The 14,071-nt window shown below is 74.7% G+C and carries 15 protein-coding genes; 5 read left to right on the forward strand and 10 right to left on the reverse strand.

Going from position 1 to position 14,071, the window contains the following annotated elements; genetic code table 11:
• Nucleotides 1–31 precede the first annotated feature (31 nt).
• Together ACH4PY_RS12420 and ACH4PY_RS12425 are read right to left on the reverse strand one after the other, a co-directional pair.
• Nucleotides 32–1,246: an acetyl-CoA C-acetyltransferase gene (locus ACH4PY_RS12420; protein ID WP_398179770.1), complete on the reverse strand. Its 1,215-nt coding sequence runs from the start codon at nucleotides 1,244–1,246 to the stop codon at nucleotides 32–34.
• 94 nt (nucleotides 1,247–1,340) lie between these two features.
• Nucleotides 1,341–2,540 carry a CaiB/BaiF CoA transferase family protein gene (locus tag ACH4PY_RS12425; RefSeq protein ID WP_398179773.1) on the reverse strand — a complete coding sequence of 400 codons (1,200 nt, stop codon included), beginning with the start codon at nucleotides 2,538–2,540 and terminating at the stop codon, nucleotides 1,341–1,343.
• Nucleotides 2,541–2,889: 349 nt separating this feature from the next.
• On the opposite strand from ACH4PY_RS12425, the gene ACH4PY_RS12430 reads away from it, so the two are divergent.
• Together ACH4PY_RS12430 and ACH4PY_RS12435 are read left to right on the forward strand one after the other, a co-directional pair.
• Nucleotides 2,890–3,255, forward strand: coding sequence for a nuclear transport factor 2 family protein (locus ACH4PY_RS12430; protein ID WP_398179776.1), 366 nt, complete (start codon nucleotides 2,890–2,892; stop codon nucleotides 3,253–3,255).
• A 45-nt stretch (nucleotides 3,256–3,300) separates the two neighbouring features.
• Nucleotides 3,301–4,758, forward strand: a complete 1,458-nt coding sequence (locus ACH4PY_RS12435) for an MFS transporter (protein ID WP_398179779.1) — start codon at nucleotides 3,301–3,303, stop codon at nucleotides 4,756–4,758.
• An 87-nt stretch (nucleotides 4,759–4,845) separates the two neighbouring features.
• On the opposite strand, the gene ACH4PY_RS12440 is transcribed toward ACH4PY_RS12435, so the two are convergent.
• The 5 genes from ACH4PY_RS12440 to ACH4PY_RS12460 form a co-directional block, all read right to left on the reverse strand.
• Nucleotides 4,846–5,286 (reverse strand): nitroreductase family deazaflavin-dependent oxidoreductase, encoded by a 441-nt coding sequence (locus tag ACH4PY_RS12440; protein WP_398179782.1) that lies wholly within the window; start codon nucleotides 5,284–5,286, stop codon nucleotides 4,846–4,848.
• Nucleotides 5,287–5,359: 73 nt separating this feature from the next.
• The gene (locus tag ACH4PY_RS12445; protein WP_398179785.1) at nucleotides 5,360–5,926 is read right to left on the reverse strand and encodes a hypothetical protein; all 567 of its coding nucleotides are present in this window, start codon (nucleotides 5,924–5,926) and stop codon (nucleotides 5,360–5,362) included.
• A complete protein-coding gene (gene htpX / locus ACH4PY_RS12450) occupies nucleotides 5,926–6,825 on the reverse strand; it encodes a zinc metalloprotease HtpX (RefSeq protein ID WP_398179788.1) in 900 nt (299 codons plus the stop codon). Before htpX ends, ACH4PY_RS12445 begins: the two co-directional genes overlap by 1 nt.
• Nucleotides 6,826–6,953: 128 nt before the next feature.
• Nucleotides 6,954–7,907: a zinc-binding alcohol dehydrogenase family protein gene (locus tag ACH4PY_RS12455; RefSeq protein ID WP_398179791.1), complete on the reverse strand. Its 954-nt coding sequence runs from the start codon at nucleotides 7,905–7,907 to the stop codon at nucleotides 6,954–6,956.
• 77 nt (nucleotides 7,908–7,984) lie between these two features.
• Nucleotides 7,985–9,154 carry a citrate synthase gene (locus ACH4PY_RS12460; protein ID WP_398179794.1) on the reverse strand — a complete coding sequence of 390 codons (1,170 nt, stop codon included), beginning with the start codon at nucleotides 9,152–9,154 and terminating at the stop codon, nucleotides 7,985–7,987.
• Nucleotides 9,155–9,266: 112 nt separating this feature from the next.
• On the opposite strand from ACH4PY_RS12460, the gene ACH4PY_RS12465 reads away from it, so the two are divergent.
• Nucleotides 9,267–10,592 carry a citrate/2-methylcitrate synthase gene (locus ACH4PY_RS12465; protein WP_398179797.1) on the forward strand — a complete coding sequence of 442 codons (1,326 nt, stop codon included), beginning with the start codon at nucleotides 9,267–9,269 and terminating at the stop codon, nucleotides 10,590–10,592.
• A 266-nt stretch (nucleotides 10,593–10,858) separates the two neighbouring features.
• Here the strand turns inward: ACH4PY_RS12465 and ACH4PY_RS12470 are convergent, their stop codons facing one another.
• Nucleotides 10,859–11,068: a hypothetical protein gene (locus tag ACH4PY_RS12470; RefSeq protein ID WP_398179800.1), complete on the reverse strand. Its 210-nt coding sequence runs from the start codon at nucleotides 11,066–11,068 to the stop codon at nucleotides 10,859–10,861.
• Between the two features lie 120 nt (nucleotides 11,069–11,188).
• Here ACH4PY_RS12470 and trxA point away from each other — a divergent pair, with 120 nt between their 5' ends.
• On the forward strand, nucleotides 11,189–11,563 hold the full coding sequence (trxA, locus tag ACH4PY_RS12475) for a thioredoxin (RefSeq protein ID WP_398179803.1): 375 nt from the start codon (nucleotides 11,189–11,191) through the stop codon (nucleotides 11,561–11,563).
• A 118-nt stretch (nucleotides 11,564–11,681) separates the two neighbouring features.
• On the forward strand, nucleotides 11,682–13,382 hold the full coding sequence (locus ACH4PY_RS12480; protein WP_398179806.1) for a bifunctional 3'-5' exonuclease/DNA polymerase: 1,701 nt from the start codon (nucleotides 11,682–11,684) through the stop codon (nucleotides 13,380–13,382).
• Between the two features lie 25 nt (nucleotides 13,383–13,407).
• On the opposite strand, the gene ACH4PY_RS12485 is transcribed toward ACH4PY_RS12480, so the two are convergent.
• Both ACH4PY_RS12485 and ACH4PY_RS12490 read right to left on the reverse strand, forming a co-directional pair.
• Nucleotides 13,408–13,623, reverse strand: coding sequence for a hypothetical protein (locus ACH4PY_RS12485; RefSeq protein ID WP_398179809.1), 216 nt, complete (start codon nucleotides 13,621–13,623; stop codon nucleotides 13,408–13,410).
• Nucleotides 13,620–14,069 carry a hypothetical protein gene (locus ACH4PY_RS12490; protein ID WP_398179812.1) on the reverse strand — a complete coding sequence of 150 codons (450 nt, stop codon included), beginning with the start codon at nucleotides 14,067–14,069 and terminating at the stop codon, nucleotides 13,620–13,622. Before ACH4PY_RS12490 ends, ACH4PY_RS12485 begins: the two co-directional genes overlap by 4 nt.
• Nucleotides 14,070–14,071 lie beyond the last annotated feature (2 nt).

The raw sequence follows: 14,071 nt of genomic DNA on the forward strand, positions 1-14,071 counted from the left end.
AGCGGCGGGGTGGGGGCGTGGGCGGGGCAGGTCAGAGGCGTTCGACGACGGTGGCGATGCCCATGCCGCCGCCGACGCAGAGGGTCACCAGGCCGTAGCGCTGGTCGCGGCGCTCCAGTTCGTCGACGACGGTGCCGAGCAGCATCGCGCCGGTCGCGCCGAGCGGGTGCCCCAGGGCGATGGCGCCGCCGTTGACGTTGACCTTGTCGAGCCCGACACCCATGTCCGCGGCGAAGCGCAGCACCACGGCGGCGAAGGCCTCGTTCATCTCGATCAGGTCGATGTCGTCGATGGTCAGACCGGCCTTGGCGAGGGCCTTGCGGCTGGCGGGCGCGGGACCGGTGAGCATGATCGTGGGCTCGGACCCGGACACGGCGGCCGACACGATACGGGCGCGGGGCTCCAGCCCGTAGCGCTCGCCGATCTCCCGGCTGCCGATGGCGACGAGCGCGGCGCCGTCCACGATGCCGGAGGAGTTGCCCGCGTGGTGGACGTGGTCGATCTTCTCGACCCAGTGGTACTTCTGCAGCGCCACGGCGTCGAAACCGCCCAGTTCGCCGATGTCGGCGAAGGAGGGCTTGAGCGCGGCCAGCGACTCGGGTGAGGTGCCGGGGCGCAGGTGCTCGTCGCGGTCGAGGACGACCAGGCCGTTGCGGTCGCGCACGGGCACCACGGAGCGGGCGAAGCGGCCTTCCTTCCAGGCCTCGGCGGCGCGCTCCTGGGACAGCGAGGCATAGGCGTCGACGTCGTGGCGGGTGAAGCCGCCGAGGGTCGCGATGAGGTCGGCGCCGATGCCCTGCGGGACGAACCCGACCTCGAAGTTGGTCATCGGGTCCATCATCCAGGCGCCGCCGTCGCTGGCCATCGGGACGCGCGACATCGACTCGACGCCGCCGGCGAGCACCAGGTCCTCCCAGCCGCTACGGACCTTCGCGGCGGCCATGTTGACCGCTTCGAGGCCGGAGGCGCAGAAGCGGTTCTCCTGCACGCCGGCCACGGTGTCCGGCAGGCCCGCGGCGACGGCGGCGACACGCGCGATGTCGGAGCCCTGGTCGCCGACCGGGCTGACGACGCCGAGCACGATGTCGTCGATCGCGGCCGGGTCGAGACCGGGATGCCGCTCGCGCAGTTCCCGGATGAGGCCGACGACCAGGTCGATCGGCTTGGTGCCGTGCAGCGATCCGTTGGCCTTGCCGCGCCCTCGGGGGGTGCGGACGGCGTCGTAGACGTAGGCGTCGGTGCTCAACGTCGGGCCTTTCTGTGCGGGTTCGGCGCGGGCGGCGGGGTCGGTTCCTGATGCGGTCGCGGGCGGCGGGGCGCGGCCCGCACGCGGTCGTACGTCATGGGCGGTCGGCGGCGGGGCCGGGCGGGGCGGCGCCGCGTCGGCGGTCGGTCAGGGCGGGGACGTCCCAGTCGCGGGCCACCTCCGCAGTGTGCGCGCCCGGGAGGGCCGGCGGGCGGCGCAGCGCGGCGGGTGTCGCGGAGAAGCGCGGCGCGGGCGCGGGCTGGACGGTGCCGCCCGCCTCGGTGAAGGTGCCGCGGGCGGCCAGGTGGGGGTGCCGCGGGGCCTCGGTGAGCGACAGGACGGGCGCGGCGCAGGCGTCGGTGCCGGTGAAGACCGCCGTCCACTCCTCGCGGGTGCGGGTGCGGAAGCGGTCGGCGACGGCGGTGCGCAGTTCGGGCCAGCGGGCCGGGTCGTCGCGGAGCTCGGCCTGCTGCGGGGTCAGGCCGAGCAGGGTGGCGAAGGTGTCGTAGAAGCGCTGTTCGAGGGCGCCGACGGCCATGTGTGCGCCGTCGGAGGTGGCGTAGACGCCGTAGAAGGGTGCGCCGCCGTCCAGCAGGTTGGACCCTCTGCGGTCCTGCCAGAGGCCGGCGGCGAGCATGCCGTGCAGCAGGGTGCCGAGGTGGGCGGTGCCGTCCACGATCGCGGCGTCCACGACCTGGCCCGCACCGTGGGTGCGGGCGTGGTGCAGGGCGGCGAGGACGCCGGTGACGAGGTAGAGCGCGCCGCCCGCGTAGTCGCCGAGCAGGTTCGCGGGAGCGGTGGGGGCTTGGTCGGCGGGGCCGTTCAGGGCCAGGGCGCCGGTGATCGCGATGTAGCCGATGTCGTGGCCGGCGGTGGCGGCGAGCGGTCCGTCCTGGCCCCAGCCGGTCATCCGCCCGTAGACCAGCCGCGGGTTGCGCGCCAGGCACTGCGCGGGGCCCACACCGAGGCGTTCGGCGACGCCGGGGCGGTAGCCCTCGACGAGGATGTCGGCGCGTTCGGCCAGGTCGAGGGCGGCCGCGGTGCCCTCGGGCGTCTTGAGGTCGAGCAGCACCGAGCGCTTGTTGCGGTTGGTCAGGTCGTCCGCCGGGGCGACACCCAGCCCCGGGCCGCCGGGGCGGTCGACGCGGACGACGTCGGCGCCGAGGTCAGCGAGCAGCATCGCCGCGAAGGGGCCGGGGCCGATGCCCGCCAGCTCGACCACCCGCACCCCGGCCAGCGGGCCGGGTCCGGGCGGGACGGGGCGTGCGGGCGGGTTTGACACTGACGATGTCACACCCGCGATCGTAGAAACGTGTTCCAGTTTTCGCAAGGGTCCGGCTGAGCGGGCGCTTAGCGCGGCGACGCCCTTCACCCGCCCTTCCCCGCACCCGGCCATGCGGCAACCCCCGAACCGTCCGCGACAGCGCACCGCCCGCCGCACGGCACTCCCCGAGCGGTACGCCGGCACCCACGCTGACCTGCGCCGCTTCCCGTCCGGCAGGGGTCGGCGGACATGTACACCGGTGACCGGTCGGCGATTACCTAACGATGACCGATTCGGCTGTACAGCGCGGTCCGTAACTTCATGACCTGCAAGGACACGGCGCAACAAGGCGCCGGCGACAGCAGGGAGACACCCCGTCATGAGCGACATCCAGCAGCTTGCCGAGCAGTACATCGCCGCCTGGAACGAGACCGACCCGGCCGCCCGGCGCGCCGCGATCGGCGCGGTCTTCGCCGCCGACGCCCGCTACACCGACCCGCTGGCCGACGTCACCGGCCCGGACGCGCTGGACGCGGTGATCGGCGCGGTGCAGGCGCAGTTCGCGGGCCTGGTCTTCACCCTCGGCCCGGTCGACGCCCACCACCACATCGCCCGCTTCACCTGGGAGCTGGGCCCGGCCGGGGGCGAGTCGCTGGTGGTCGGCTTCGACGTCATCGCCACCGGCGAGGACGGCCTGATCGAGCGCGTCCACGGCTTCCTCGACAAGGTCCCGGCCGGCGCCTGACCGGCCCCGCCCCCCACCGATCCTCTTCGTGACAGGAGTTCAGCCATGGCCTCGGCCACCTCCACGCTCTCCCCGTCCGCTTCCGCGGACGCGGCACCGGCCGCCGGGCGGCCGGGGCTCGGTCTGCCGGTCCTGCTGGCAGCGACCTTCATGACCTCGCTGGACCTCTTCATCGTCAACGTGGCGATACCGGCCGTGCAGGGCGACCTGCACGCCGGTACCGCGGCCATCCAGTGGGTGGTGGCCGGGTTCGCCCTGGCCGTGGCCACCGGGCTGATCACCGCGGGCCGGCTGGGCGACATCCACGGCCGGCGGCGGATGTTCATGCTGGGGCTCGCGTTCTTCACCGCCACCTCGGCCGCCTGCGGCCTGGCGCCGACCTCCGGGAGCCTGGTGGCGGCGCGGGTCTGCCAGGGGCTGTCCGCGGCCCTGATGGGCCCGCAGGTGCTCGCCATCCTGCAGACCGAGTGGAAGGGCAGGGAACAGGCCCGCGCGTTCGGGATGTACGGCATGACGATGGGCGTGGGCGCGGTCTTCGGACAGCTCATCGGCGGACTGCTGATCAAGGCGGACGTGCTCGGGCTCGGCTGGCGGGCCTGCTTCCTGATCAACGTGCCCATCGGGCTGGTGGCACTCGCGGTGGCGCCGCGGGCGCTGGCCGAGTCGCGGGCGCCGCGCCGCCCGCGGCTGGACATCACCGGAGTGGCGCTGTCCACGGCCGCCACGGTCGCCCTGGTGCTGCCGCTCATCCAGGGACGCGCCCTGGGCTGGCCCGCGTGGACGTGGGCGTGCCTGGCCGGCTCCGTGGTGCTCTTCGCGGCCTTCGTGGCACACCAGCGCCGGGTGGGCGCGGCGGGCGGCGACCCGGTCCTGGACATCGCGCTCTTCCGGCAGCGCGGCTTCGCCGCCGGCGCCGTGGCGCAGCTGGTCTTCTGGTCGGGACAGGGCTCGTTCTTCCTCGTCCTGGCGCTGTACCTGCAGGCCGGGCGCGGCCTGCAGGCGCTGACCTCGGGTGTGGTCTTCGTGGCGATCGGCGCGGGCTACCTGCTCACCTCGACCACCGCGCACCGCATCGCCGAACGTCTGGGCAGCCGGACCGTGCCCGCCGGGGCACTGGCCATGGCCGCGGGGCTGGGCGCCCTGTGGGCCGCGGTGCACGCCTCGGGGACCACGGGCAGCCTGTGGGAGCTGGTGCCCGGACTCTTCCTCGACGGCGTCGGGATGGGGCTGGTCATCGCCCCGCTGACCCACACCGCGCTCGGCACCGTCCCCGCTCACCTGGTGGGCGCCGCCTCGGGAGTCGTCGCCACCATCCAGCAGGTCAGCGGCGCGCTGGGGATCGCGCTGATCGGCATCGTCTTCTACGGCGCGGTGGGCGCCGGGGCGCCGGGCCGCTACCCGCACGCCTTCGGCCTCGCGCTGGTCTTCCTGCTGGCCCTCGAACTGGCCCTGGCCGCACTGACCACCTGGATGGCGGTACGCGGCAAGCACGCCGACCGGTAGGCCGAGCGGCACAACGGATCTACTGATGTAAGGGGCGCCCATCCTGGATGGGCGCCCCTTACCGGTGTCCGGTTCCGGCCGGAACCGTCAGACGCGGGTGAGGCGGATGACGGGGATCTCGCGGCTGGTGCTCTGCTGGTAGTCCTCGTACGGCGGGTAGACCTCCACCAGATCCGGCCAGACCTCGGCCTTCTCCTCGGGCGTCAGCACCTCGGCACGGGCCGGGAAGCGCTCACCGAGCACCCGGACGTGCACCTCGGGGTTGGTGATCAGGCTCTTGAACCACAGCGGGTGCTCGGGGGCGCCGCCCTTGGAGGCGACGATCAGATAATCCTCGCCGGAGCGGCCGTAGATGAGCACCGTGCGCCGCCACTCGCCGCTGCGCCAGCCCTGGTAGTCCAGCAGCAGGCAGGGCGAGCCCTTCATGTCGGTGGCCTCGGTGCCGTTGGACTCCTCGTACCGCCTGGCCTGGTCCGCCACCCACGATTCGGGGCTGATCTTCACAGTGGCGGGGTCGTACGTGGTCATCGGTGCGCCTCCTGACGAATCTGTCCGGCAACAGCCCCACCTTAGGCATGCGGACGGCGCGGCGGCGCGGCGCTCAGCCGCTCAGGCCCGGGGCACCCCAGACCGGGAACCACCGCGCCAGGTCCTGCTCCAGCCGCAGGTCGTTCGCGACCAGGGCCTTGACCTGGAGTTCCAGAGCGTGGTCGCGCTTCTCCCCGGGCAGTGGGGCGAAGGGGTAGAAGGAGCCTCGTTTGTAGAGATACACGAGGGCCATCCGGCGGTCCTCGGGGCCGCCGGGGTCGTGGAAGGAGACGAGCGAGCACAGCAGCTGCGGGCCGAACCCTCCGGACTCCAGCGCGGAATTGACCGCGTGCAGATCCGTGACCAGGTCGTTGGTCTCGTCGGGGGTGTGCCGGGACTCCAGCCAGGTGTAGCCGTAGGAGTCACGGCTGGACTCCAGCGGCAGCAGGGCGTGCAGATCCTGCTGGATCTCGGTGAAGGCCCCGCCCTCGACGGGGGCGAAGCACACCGCGCCGCGTCCGGTCGGGCGCAGCTCGCTCGCCGCCTCCAGGGTCAGCGCGGCCGAGGCCAGCCCGAAGAGCTGGTCGAGATCCGGCTTGACGGGCTTGCTGCGGCCGAGGAGCACATCGAGCAGTCCCATCAGCGGCGGTCCAGTTCGACGGTGACGGCGGCGAGTTGGGCGAGGCGCTGCTCCAGGCTGGGGTGGGTGGCGAGCAGCTTGGAGACGGTGGCGCTGGTGGTGAGCGCGGGGGCGAAGTAGAAGGCGTTGAAGGGCTCGGTGGCGCGCAGGTCCCTGGTGGGGATCGCGGCCAGCTCGCCGCTGACCTTGGTGAGCGCCGAGGCCAGCGCGGAGGGGCGGCCGGTCAGCAGCGCGGCGCTGCGGTCGGCGGACAGCTCGCGGTAGCGCGACAGCATCCGGGTGAGCAGGAAGCTCACGACGTAGACCGCGGCGCTGACCAGCGGCACCAGGACGACCAGCGCGGTGGTGCCGGGATCCCGGCTGCGCCGGAAGCCGCCCCACAGGCCGATCCTGGTGATGACACCGGCCAGGACGCCGAGGAACGACGCGACCGTCATCACCATGACGTCCTTGTGGGCGACGTGGGACAGCTCGTGAGCCACGACGCCCTCCAGTTCCTCGGGCTCCAGCCTCCGCAGCAGGCCGGTGGTCACGCACACCACCGTGTTCTTCTGGTTGCGGCCGGTCGCGAACGCGTTCGGCACGTCGGACCGGGCGACGGCGACCTTGGGCTTGGGCAGATCCGCCAGCGCGCAGATCCGGTCGACCACCCCGTGCAGCTCCGGCTGCTGCTCGGGGGTGACCTCACGGGCGCCCATGCTGAAGGAGGCGATGCGGTCGCTGAACCAGAACTGGGCGACGAACAGCAGCCCCGCGACGACCAGGATGATCGGCCAGGAGCCGCGCAGCAGCGCCAGCAGCGCGCCGACGAAGACGACGTACAGCAGCCCGATCAGGAACATGGTGACGACCATCCGGGTCGTCAGGCCCCGGTCGGGTGCGAAGCGGTTGCGTGGCATGAGCCCCTCCCGAACTGTGCGGGGCGCGGGTCGCGGGCGGCGGCCCGACGTGCTGCACTGGTGGTGATTGTGCCTGCAATTTCCACTCTTGCACCGGTGCAACGTGCGGGACGACCCCCTGGTTCCACTCATCGGGTCACGTCGAGCACCAGCTTCCCCACCGTACGCCGCGCCCGCAGGTCGGTGTGCGCGCGCGCCGCCTCCGACAGGCCGTAGACGCCGCCGACCTGCGGGCGCAGCCTGCCGTCCGCGGTCATGGCCAGCAGTTCGCCGAGCGGCTCGTGGTACATCCCCGGCCGGCCGACGCAGTGCGCCAGCCAGAAGCCGACGACGGCCCGCGAGCGGCCCATGAGCTGCGCGGGCTCCACCGGTGTCGGCGGGACACGGGACGCCATGCCGTAGGCGACCAGGCGGCCGAACGGGGCGAGCGCGGCCAGCGAGGCGTCGAAGACGGGGCCGCCGGTCATCTCCAGCACGATGTCCACCTTGCGCCCGCCGTTGGCCTCGGTCAGCCGTTCGGTGAGCCCCTCGGGGGCGCCGTCGACGGCGACGTCGGCGCCCAGTTCCAGGGCGAGGTCGCGCTTGTCCGGGGTGGACGCGGTGGCGATGATCCGGCCGGCCCCGAAGTGCCGGGCGAGCTGGACGGCGAGCGAGCCGGTGCCGCCCGCCGCGGCGTGGACGACGACGCTCTCGCCCGCGGCCATCCGTGCCGAGGTGCGCAGCAGGTGCCAGGCGGTGACGCCCTGGATGATCAGCGCGAGCGCCTGCGCGTCGGTGACGCCGTCGGGCACCTCGTGCGCCATGCCCTCGTGGACGACGGCCTTCTGGGCGTAGCCGCCGTTGTCGGTGAGGGCCACCACCCGACGGCCGTCGGCGGTGCGGCCGACGACCTCGGCGCCCGGCACCAGGGGGAGCGTGCTGCGCGAGAGGTAGGAATTCTCCACGGTGTGCGTGTCGGCGTAGTTCACGCCGGCCGATGCGACGTCCAGCAGCAGCTGCCCCTCCCCCGGGACGGGGTCGGGCAGTTCGGCCTCCTTCAGGACCTCCGGTCCGCCGAACTCGGTGATCTGGATCGCGCGCACGGGCGACTCCTCCCGGGTGGGCCTCGCACCGGGCACCTCCCGGCGCGACCATATTACCGACCAGTCGGTACGTGCGCTCAGGCCGCCGGGACGGGACGGGGCGGCGGTGTGCCCACGTAGCGGGCGGACGGTCGGATGATCTTGCTGTCGGCCGCCTGCTCAAGGATGTTCGCACTCCAGCCGACGACCCGCGCGGCGGCGAAGGTCGGGGTGAACATCTCCCGCGGCAGCCCGCACAGGTCCATCACCACTCCCGCGTAGAACTCCACGTTGATGTGCAGCTCCCGCCCCGGCTTCAGCTCGGCGAGCAGTGCCTCGGCCCGCTCCTCGACCTGCACCGCGAAATCGACCAGCTCGCCGCCGATCCCCCGGGCTATGCCCTTGAGCAGCCGCGAGCGCGGGTCCTCGGTGCGGTAGACGGGGTGGCCGAAGCCCATGATCCGCTCCCCCGCGGTGATGTGCTCGCGCAGCCAGCCGTCGATACGGTCCGGCGTGCCGATCGCGTCCAGGGTGTCCAGCGCGCGGCTCGGCGCCCCGCCGTGCAGCGGCCCGGACAGCGCGCCCACCGCGCCGACCAGGCAGGCCGCCAGGTCGGCGCCGGTCGAGGCGATGACCCGGGCGGTGAAGGTGGAGGCGTTGAAGCCGTGGTCGACGGTGGAGATCAGATACTGCTCGACCGCCCGTGCCCGCACAGGGTCGGGCTCCTCGCCGGTGAGCATGTAGAGGTAGTTCGCGGCGTGGGGCAGGTCGTCGCGCGGCTCGACCGGCTCCAGCCCCTGGCCCAGCCGGTGCAGGGCGGTCAGCAGCGTGGGCACCGCGGCGCACGCGGCCAGCGCGTCGGCCTGCCGGGCGGCCGGGTCCAGGTCGTACACCGGCCGGAAGCCGGCCGCCGCGCCCGTCAGGGACAGCGCCGTCCGCAGCCCGGCGAGCGGGCCGGAGGCGCCGGTGGCCCGTGCCACGGCCGGCAGCGCCGCACTGACCTCGGGCGACAGGTGGCGCAGCGCGGCGGTCTGCGCGGTGAAGCGGGCGCGCTCGGCGGGCGTGGGCAGCGACCCGTGCACCATCAGGTGCCAGACGTCCTCGAAGCCGCGGCTCGCGGCCAGTTCGACCGCGGAGTACTCCCGGTAGTGGTAGAAGCCCTCGGCGCCGCGTACGTCGCCGAGCACGGTGTCGGTGACGATCACGCCCTTCAGCCCGCGCGGGGCCTCCAGCAGGGCGGACGGGGCGGGCGATTCGGTTGTGCGCATGGGTTCTCCTCCTCGGCTCTTGATTCGACTGTCCATGATTGATTGAAATTCTGTCAATATTGATTGAATCAATGCGGACGAGGGTTGACGGAAAGTGGGTACGGTGGCGTCCATGGCTGAGGGGACGGCGGACACCGGCGTGGGCGAGGGCGGCACCGGAGAGCGGATCGGCACGCGGGAGGCCGCGCGGCGGCTCGGGGTCAAGCCCGAGACGCTGTACGCGTACGTGAGCCGCGGGCTGCTCGGCAGCAGGCGGGTGCCGGGCGGGCGGGGCAGCACCTTCGACCCCGCCGAGGTGGCCGCGCTGGCCGCCCGCGGCCGCTCCGGGCCCGGCGGCACGGAGGCCGCGGGCACGGGCGAGCCGGGGGCGGACTCCGGCGGCGCGGACGGCGGCTGGGGGCGGATCCGCAGCGGCGTCACACACATCGACACCGCCACCACGACGTACTCCTTCCGCGGGGTGGACGCGGTCGCGCTCGCCGGGGCGTACGCCTTCGAGGAGGTCGCGGAGTGGCTGTGGACCGGCCGGGTGCGGCCCGGCACGCGCTTCACCGCTCCCCCGGAGCCGCTGGCCGCCGCCCGCGCGGCGGCGGCAGCGCTGCCCGCCGGGAGCGGTCCCATGGACCGTATGCGGGTCGCGGTCGTCGCTGCGGGCTGCGCGGACCCGCTGCGCTTCGACCTCGCGCCGGAGGCGGTCCTGGCGTCCGCGCGGGGGCTCATCCCGACCCTGGTCGACGCGCTGCCGGCGGCCGGCGGCGCACCCGCCGCCGACGGCGGGACGACCGCCGGACGGCTCTGGGCACGGCTGACCGCACGGGAGCCCGACCCGGCGGCGCTGCGCGCGCTGGACACCGCGCTGGCGCTGCTCGTCGACCACGGCCTGGCCGCCTCGACTCTCGCCGTGCGCGTCGCGGCCTCGGCGCGGGCGCACCCGTACGCGGTGGTCTCCGCGGGGCTCGGCGCGCTCGACGGTCCGCTGCACGGGCAGGCCAGCGGGCTGGCGCACCGCATGCTCCGTGAGGTGCTGGACCGCGGCAGTGCGGGGCCGGTGGTCGCCGAGTACCTGCGCGGCGGACAGCGGGTGCCCGGCCTCGGCCACCGCCTCTACCGCGGCGAGGACCCGCGGGCGCGGCTGCTCCTCGCCCGGCTCGCGGAGGTGCCGGAGGCGGCGGACGCGCTGGCCGCGGCGCGCGACACGGTCGACACGGTGGCCCGGCACAGGCCGCTGCACGCCAACGTCGATCTGGCCCTCGCGGTGCTCTCCGTGGCCTCCGGCATGCCCGCGGAGGCCGGTGAGGCGGTCTTCGCCGTCAGCCGCACCGCGGGCTGGATCGCGCACGCCCTGGAGGAGTACGCCGAGCCACCGCTCCGCCTGCGCCCCACCGGCACGTACGCGGGCCCCCCGCCGCCCCAGCCACTGCCCCGCCCGGCGGACTGACCCCCCCCGGGCGCGGCGCCCCGGCGGCCCACGCGGAGCGGCGGCCTCGCCGCGGACCGCGTGCCTGGTGCGCGGAGAGCAGCCCCCGGAGGGCTAGGGCGGATCCGCGAAGTCCCGGCGTCCGCCCGGAGGGCGGGGCGGACGGTGCCCGGTGCGTGCGATCGCACGGCGGAGGACCGTCCTCGTAGGTGGCCTGCTCGGACGAGCCCGACGACGCGGCGGGGGTGCGTGCCGGGCGCCGTCCGCCAGGCGGGACTTCGCGGGCCTCAGGTGCGGGTCACGTGGGGGACGTGGGTGACCAGGGCGGACCATTCGGGGTCGGTCTGGCCGGGGACCATGCGGCCGGCGGAGCGCCACTGGGCGGCGAGGGCCGCGAAGACGGGGGGCTCCGCCGAGGGGTGCAGAACCGTTCCGGCGGGAGGAGGGGCCGTCGAGGGGTCCGGCTGGCGGGTCCACTTCGTCTGCGTCGGTGCCATACCGGGGCCAACGAGCGGTCCCGCCGCTCGGCCCGTCGCGGCGAGCGGCATCACCCGAACGGGTGAAGAACCCGGTCGCGCAGGCGGAATTTCCCGGCGCTGCCACCCGTTGTGGGGGGCATGAGCACTGTGGAGCTGACCAAGGAGAACTTCGACGAGGTCGTGTCTTCGAACGACTTCGTCCTCATCGACTTCTGGGCCGCCTGGTGCGGCCCGTGCCGGATGTTCGCCCCGGTGTACGACAAGTCGTCGGACAAGCACGACGACCTGGTCTTCGCCAAGGTGGACACCGAGGCGCAGCCCGAGTTGGCGCAGGCCTTCGGGATCCAGTCGATCCCGACTCTCATGATCATCCGCGAGAAGGTCGCCGTCTTCGCGCAGCCGGGCGCCCTGCCCGAGCCCGCGCTGGAGGACGTCATCTCGCAGGCCCGCGCGCTCGACATGGCCGAGGTCCACAAGTCCGTGCAGGAGGCCCAGGCCGAGCAGAAGGGCTGACCGTCCGCCGCCGAGCCCGGCAGGCGCCTTCGCGCCGCCGGGCTCGTTGTTGTGCCCGCACGCGCCCCGAACGGCCGGGACCGGCTGGATTGTCAGTGGCGGGACCTACGCTCGCGGTGTGAGTGGAGCCGTGGACGCCAGGGCAGCGCGGGTGGCCGTCGTGGCCGACCCGGTGGGCGGCGGCGGCCGGCTGCGCCGGGTGGACGAGCAGGGCGCACCGGTCGGGGAGGTGCGGACGGTCGGGGATCTGGCGGCGGCGGTCGGCGAGATCGAGGCGGCGGCCGCGCCGCGCTGGGTGTGGGCGGGGACGGATGAGGTCTATCCGGATCTGCTGGACCGCGGCGGGGTCCGGCTGGCGCGGTGCCACGACGTACGGCTGGTCGAGACGCTGCTGCTCGGCGCGGAGGGCAGGTGGGGCAGGCCGCGGTCGCTGGGCGCCGCGTGGGCGCGGCTGCGCGGGCTGCCGGAGCCGCCGGACGCCCCGGAGCACGGCGCGGAGGGCCAGCCGGTGCTCTTCACGGCCGACCGGCTGCACCTGCCGCCGGGTACGGACGCGCTGGCCGCGCTGGTGGAGGTGCACGCCGCCCAGCAGCGCCGGGTCGCCGAGGGCGAGCACCCGGAGCGGATGCGGCTGCTGTGCGCGGCGGAGTCGGCGGGCGCGCTGGCGGCCGTCGAGATGGGGCGGGACGGGCTGCCGTGGAGCGCGGCGGCGCACGACGAACTGCTCACCGGCCTGCTGGGGCCGCGCCCGGCCGCCGGTGTGCGGCCCGCGCTGCTGGCCGGGCTCGCGCAGCAGATCCAGGACGCGCTGGGCGGGCGCCCGGTCAACCCGGATTCGCCCGCGCAGCTGCTGCCCGCCTTCGCCCGGGTGGGCGTGCCGCTCGCCTCGACCCGCTCGCACGAGCTGCGCAAGGTGGCGCACCCGGCGGCCGAGCTGCTGCTGCGCTACAAGGAGCTGTCCCGGATCCATGCCGCGCACGGCTGGGCCTGGCGCGAGGCGTGGGTGCGCGACGGGCGTTTCCGCCCCGAGTACGTGGTCGGCGGTGTGGTGTCCGGCCGGTGGGCGACCCGGGGCGGCGGCGCGCTGCAGATCCCGCGGCCGCTGCGGGCGGCGGTGGTCGCCGATCCGGGGCACCGGCTGGTCGTGGCGGACGCGGGGCAGCTGGAGCCGCGGGTGCTCGCCGCGATGTCCGGCGATCCGGGCCTGGCGCGGGCGGCGGCGGGCGGCGACCTGTACGCGACGCTCGCCCGCGACGCCTTCGCGGGCGACCGGCCGCGGGCCAAGATCGCGCTGCTGGCGGCGATGTACGGGCAGACCAGCGGGGAGGCGGGCCAGCTGCTGGCGGTGATGCGGCGGCGCTTCCCGGCCGCGCTCGCACTGGTGGAGTCCGCGGCCCGGACCGGTGAGGCGGGCGGGATCGTGCGCTCGCAGCTCGGGCGGACGTCGCCCGCGCCGTCCGCCGACCGTTTCCTCGACGAGTCGGCGGACCCCGCGGACGGCGCCTCGCCGGACCGCAGGGCGGCGCGCTCCTGGGGCCGCTTCACACGGAATTTCGTGATCCAGGCCAGCGCCGCGGACTGGGCGCTCGCGATGCTGGCGGCGCTGCGCCGCGAGCTGGCCCGCATCGGCGCCCCGCCGCGGCTGGTCTTCTTCCAGCACGACGAGGTGGTGGTGCACACCCCGGCGGAGCTGGCGCCCGCGGTCGAGGCCGCGGTGGCCTCGTCCGCGGACGAGGCCCGCAGGCTGGTCTTCGGCGGCACGCCGGTGCCCTTCCCGCTGGAGACGCATGCCGTGGAGTGCTACGCGGACGCCAAGTAGCACTCCCGGCGAGGGGCGGCGCGCGTCAGTTGTCCGAGGCCGCGTCGGATTCCGCCGCCGCGGCCGCGGAGTCCGCGTCGTCCACGAGCTTTTGCATGTGGGCCAGGTCGGAGGCGGCCGGGGCCGGGGAGGTGGCACCCGTGCTGCCGGAGGCGCCGTCGTGGCTGCCGCAGCCGGTGAGCAGCAGGGCCGCGGCCAGCGCACCGGCCGGAAGTAGGGCCAGGGCCTGACGCCGGGTCACTTGCCGGTGCCCTTGTCCGACTTCGGCTTCTTCACCGGGAAGTGCTGGGTGCCGCACCAGGTGCGGACGGCGTCCAGGTCGGTGGAGCGCTGGCCGAGGGTGGTGACCAGGGAGGTGCGGAAGGTGAGCCGTCCCTTGAGGTAGGTGGCCACGGCGGTGTCGCCCTTGGCCTGCGCGTTGGTGACGCGCTGCTGCAGCCGCGCGACCGAGCCGCGTTCGGTGGCCGGGCCGTTGAGCCGGGCCAGGGCGCGGTCGATGCGGGCGTCCACGGTGGGCAGCCGGCGGCACAGGGCGCGGGCGCCGTCGCCCTGGGGCGCCTTGGCCGCGGACTTCGCGGTGGACGAGGGCGACGGCGTGCTGCCGGTGTCGGCGGTCGCGGAGCCCGCCGCGGCGAGCAGAGCCGCGACGGCTGCGACGGCGGGCACGACCGTACGGGTGGTGCGCATGG

The organism is Streptomyces sp. NPDC021224 (assembly GCF_044332905.1).
GTDB lineage: Bacteria > Actinomycetota > Actinomycetes > Streptomycetales > Streptomycetaceae > Actinacidiphila.

Coding starts and splice junctions, on each gene's coding strand:
- ACH4PY_RS12460 (WP_398179794.1), bottom strand. CDS start 9,154: ATGCGCACAACCGAATCGCCCGCCCCGTCCGCCCTGCTGGAGGCCCCG.
- ACH4PY_RS12435 (WP_398179779.1), top strand. CDS start 3,301: ATGGCCTCGGCCACCTCCACGCTCTCCCCGTCCGCTTCCGCGGACGCG.
- ACH4PY_RS12490 (WP_398179812.1), bottom strand. CDS start 14,069: ATGCGCACCACCCGTACGGTCGTGCCCGCCGTCGCAGCCGTCGCGGCT.
- ACH4PY_RS12470 (WP_398179800.1), bottom strand. CDS start 11,068: ATGGCACCGACGCAGACGAAGTGGACCCGCCAGCCGGACCCCTCGACG.
- trxA (WP_398179803.1), top strand. CDS start 11,189: ATGAGCACTGTGGAGCTGACCAAGGAGAACTTCGACGAGGTCGTGTCT.
- ACH4PY_RS12430 (WP_398179776.1), top strand. CDS start 2,890: ATGAGCGACATCCAGCAGCTTGCCGAGCAGTACATCGCCGCCTGGAAC.
- htpX (WP_398179788.1), bottom strand. CDS start 6,825: ATGCCACGCAACCGCTTCGCACCCGACCGGGGCCTGACGACCCGGATG.
- ACH4PY_RS12440 (WP_398179782.1), bottom strand. CDS start 5,286: ATGACCACGTACGACCCCGCCACTGTGAAGATCAGCCCCGAATCGTGG.
- ACH4PY_RS12445 (WP_398179785.1), bottom strand. CDS start 5,926: ATGGGACTGCTCGATGTGCTCCTCGGCCGCAGCAAGCCCGTCAAGCCG.
- ACH4PY_RS12465 (WP_398179797.1), top strand. CDS start 9,267: ATGGCTGAGGGGACGGCGGACACCGGCGTGGGCGAGGGCGGCACCGGA.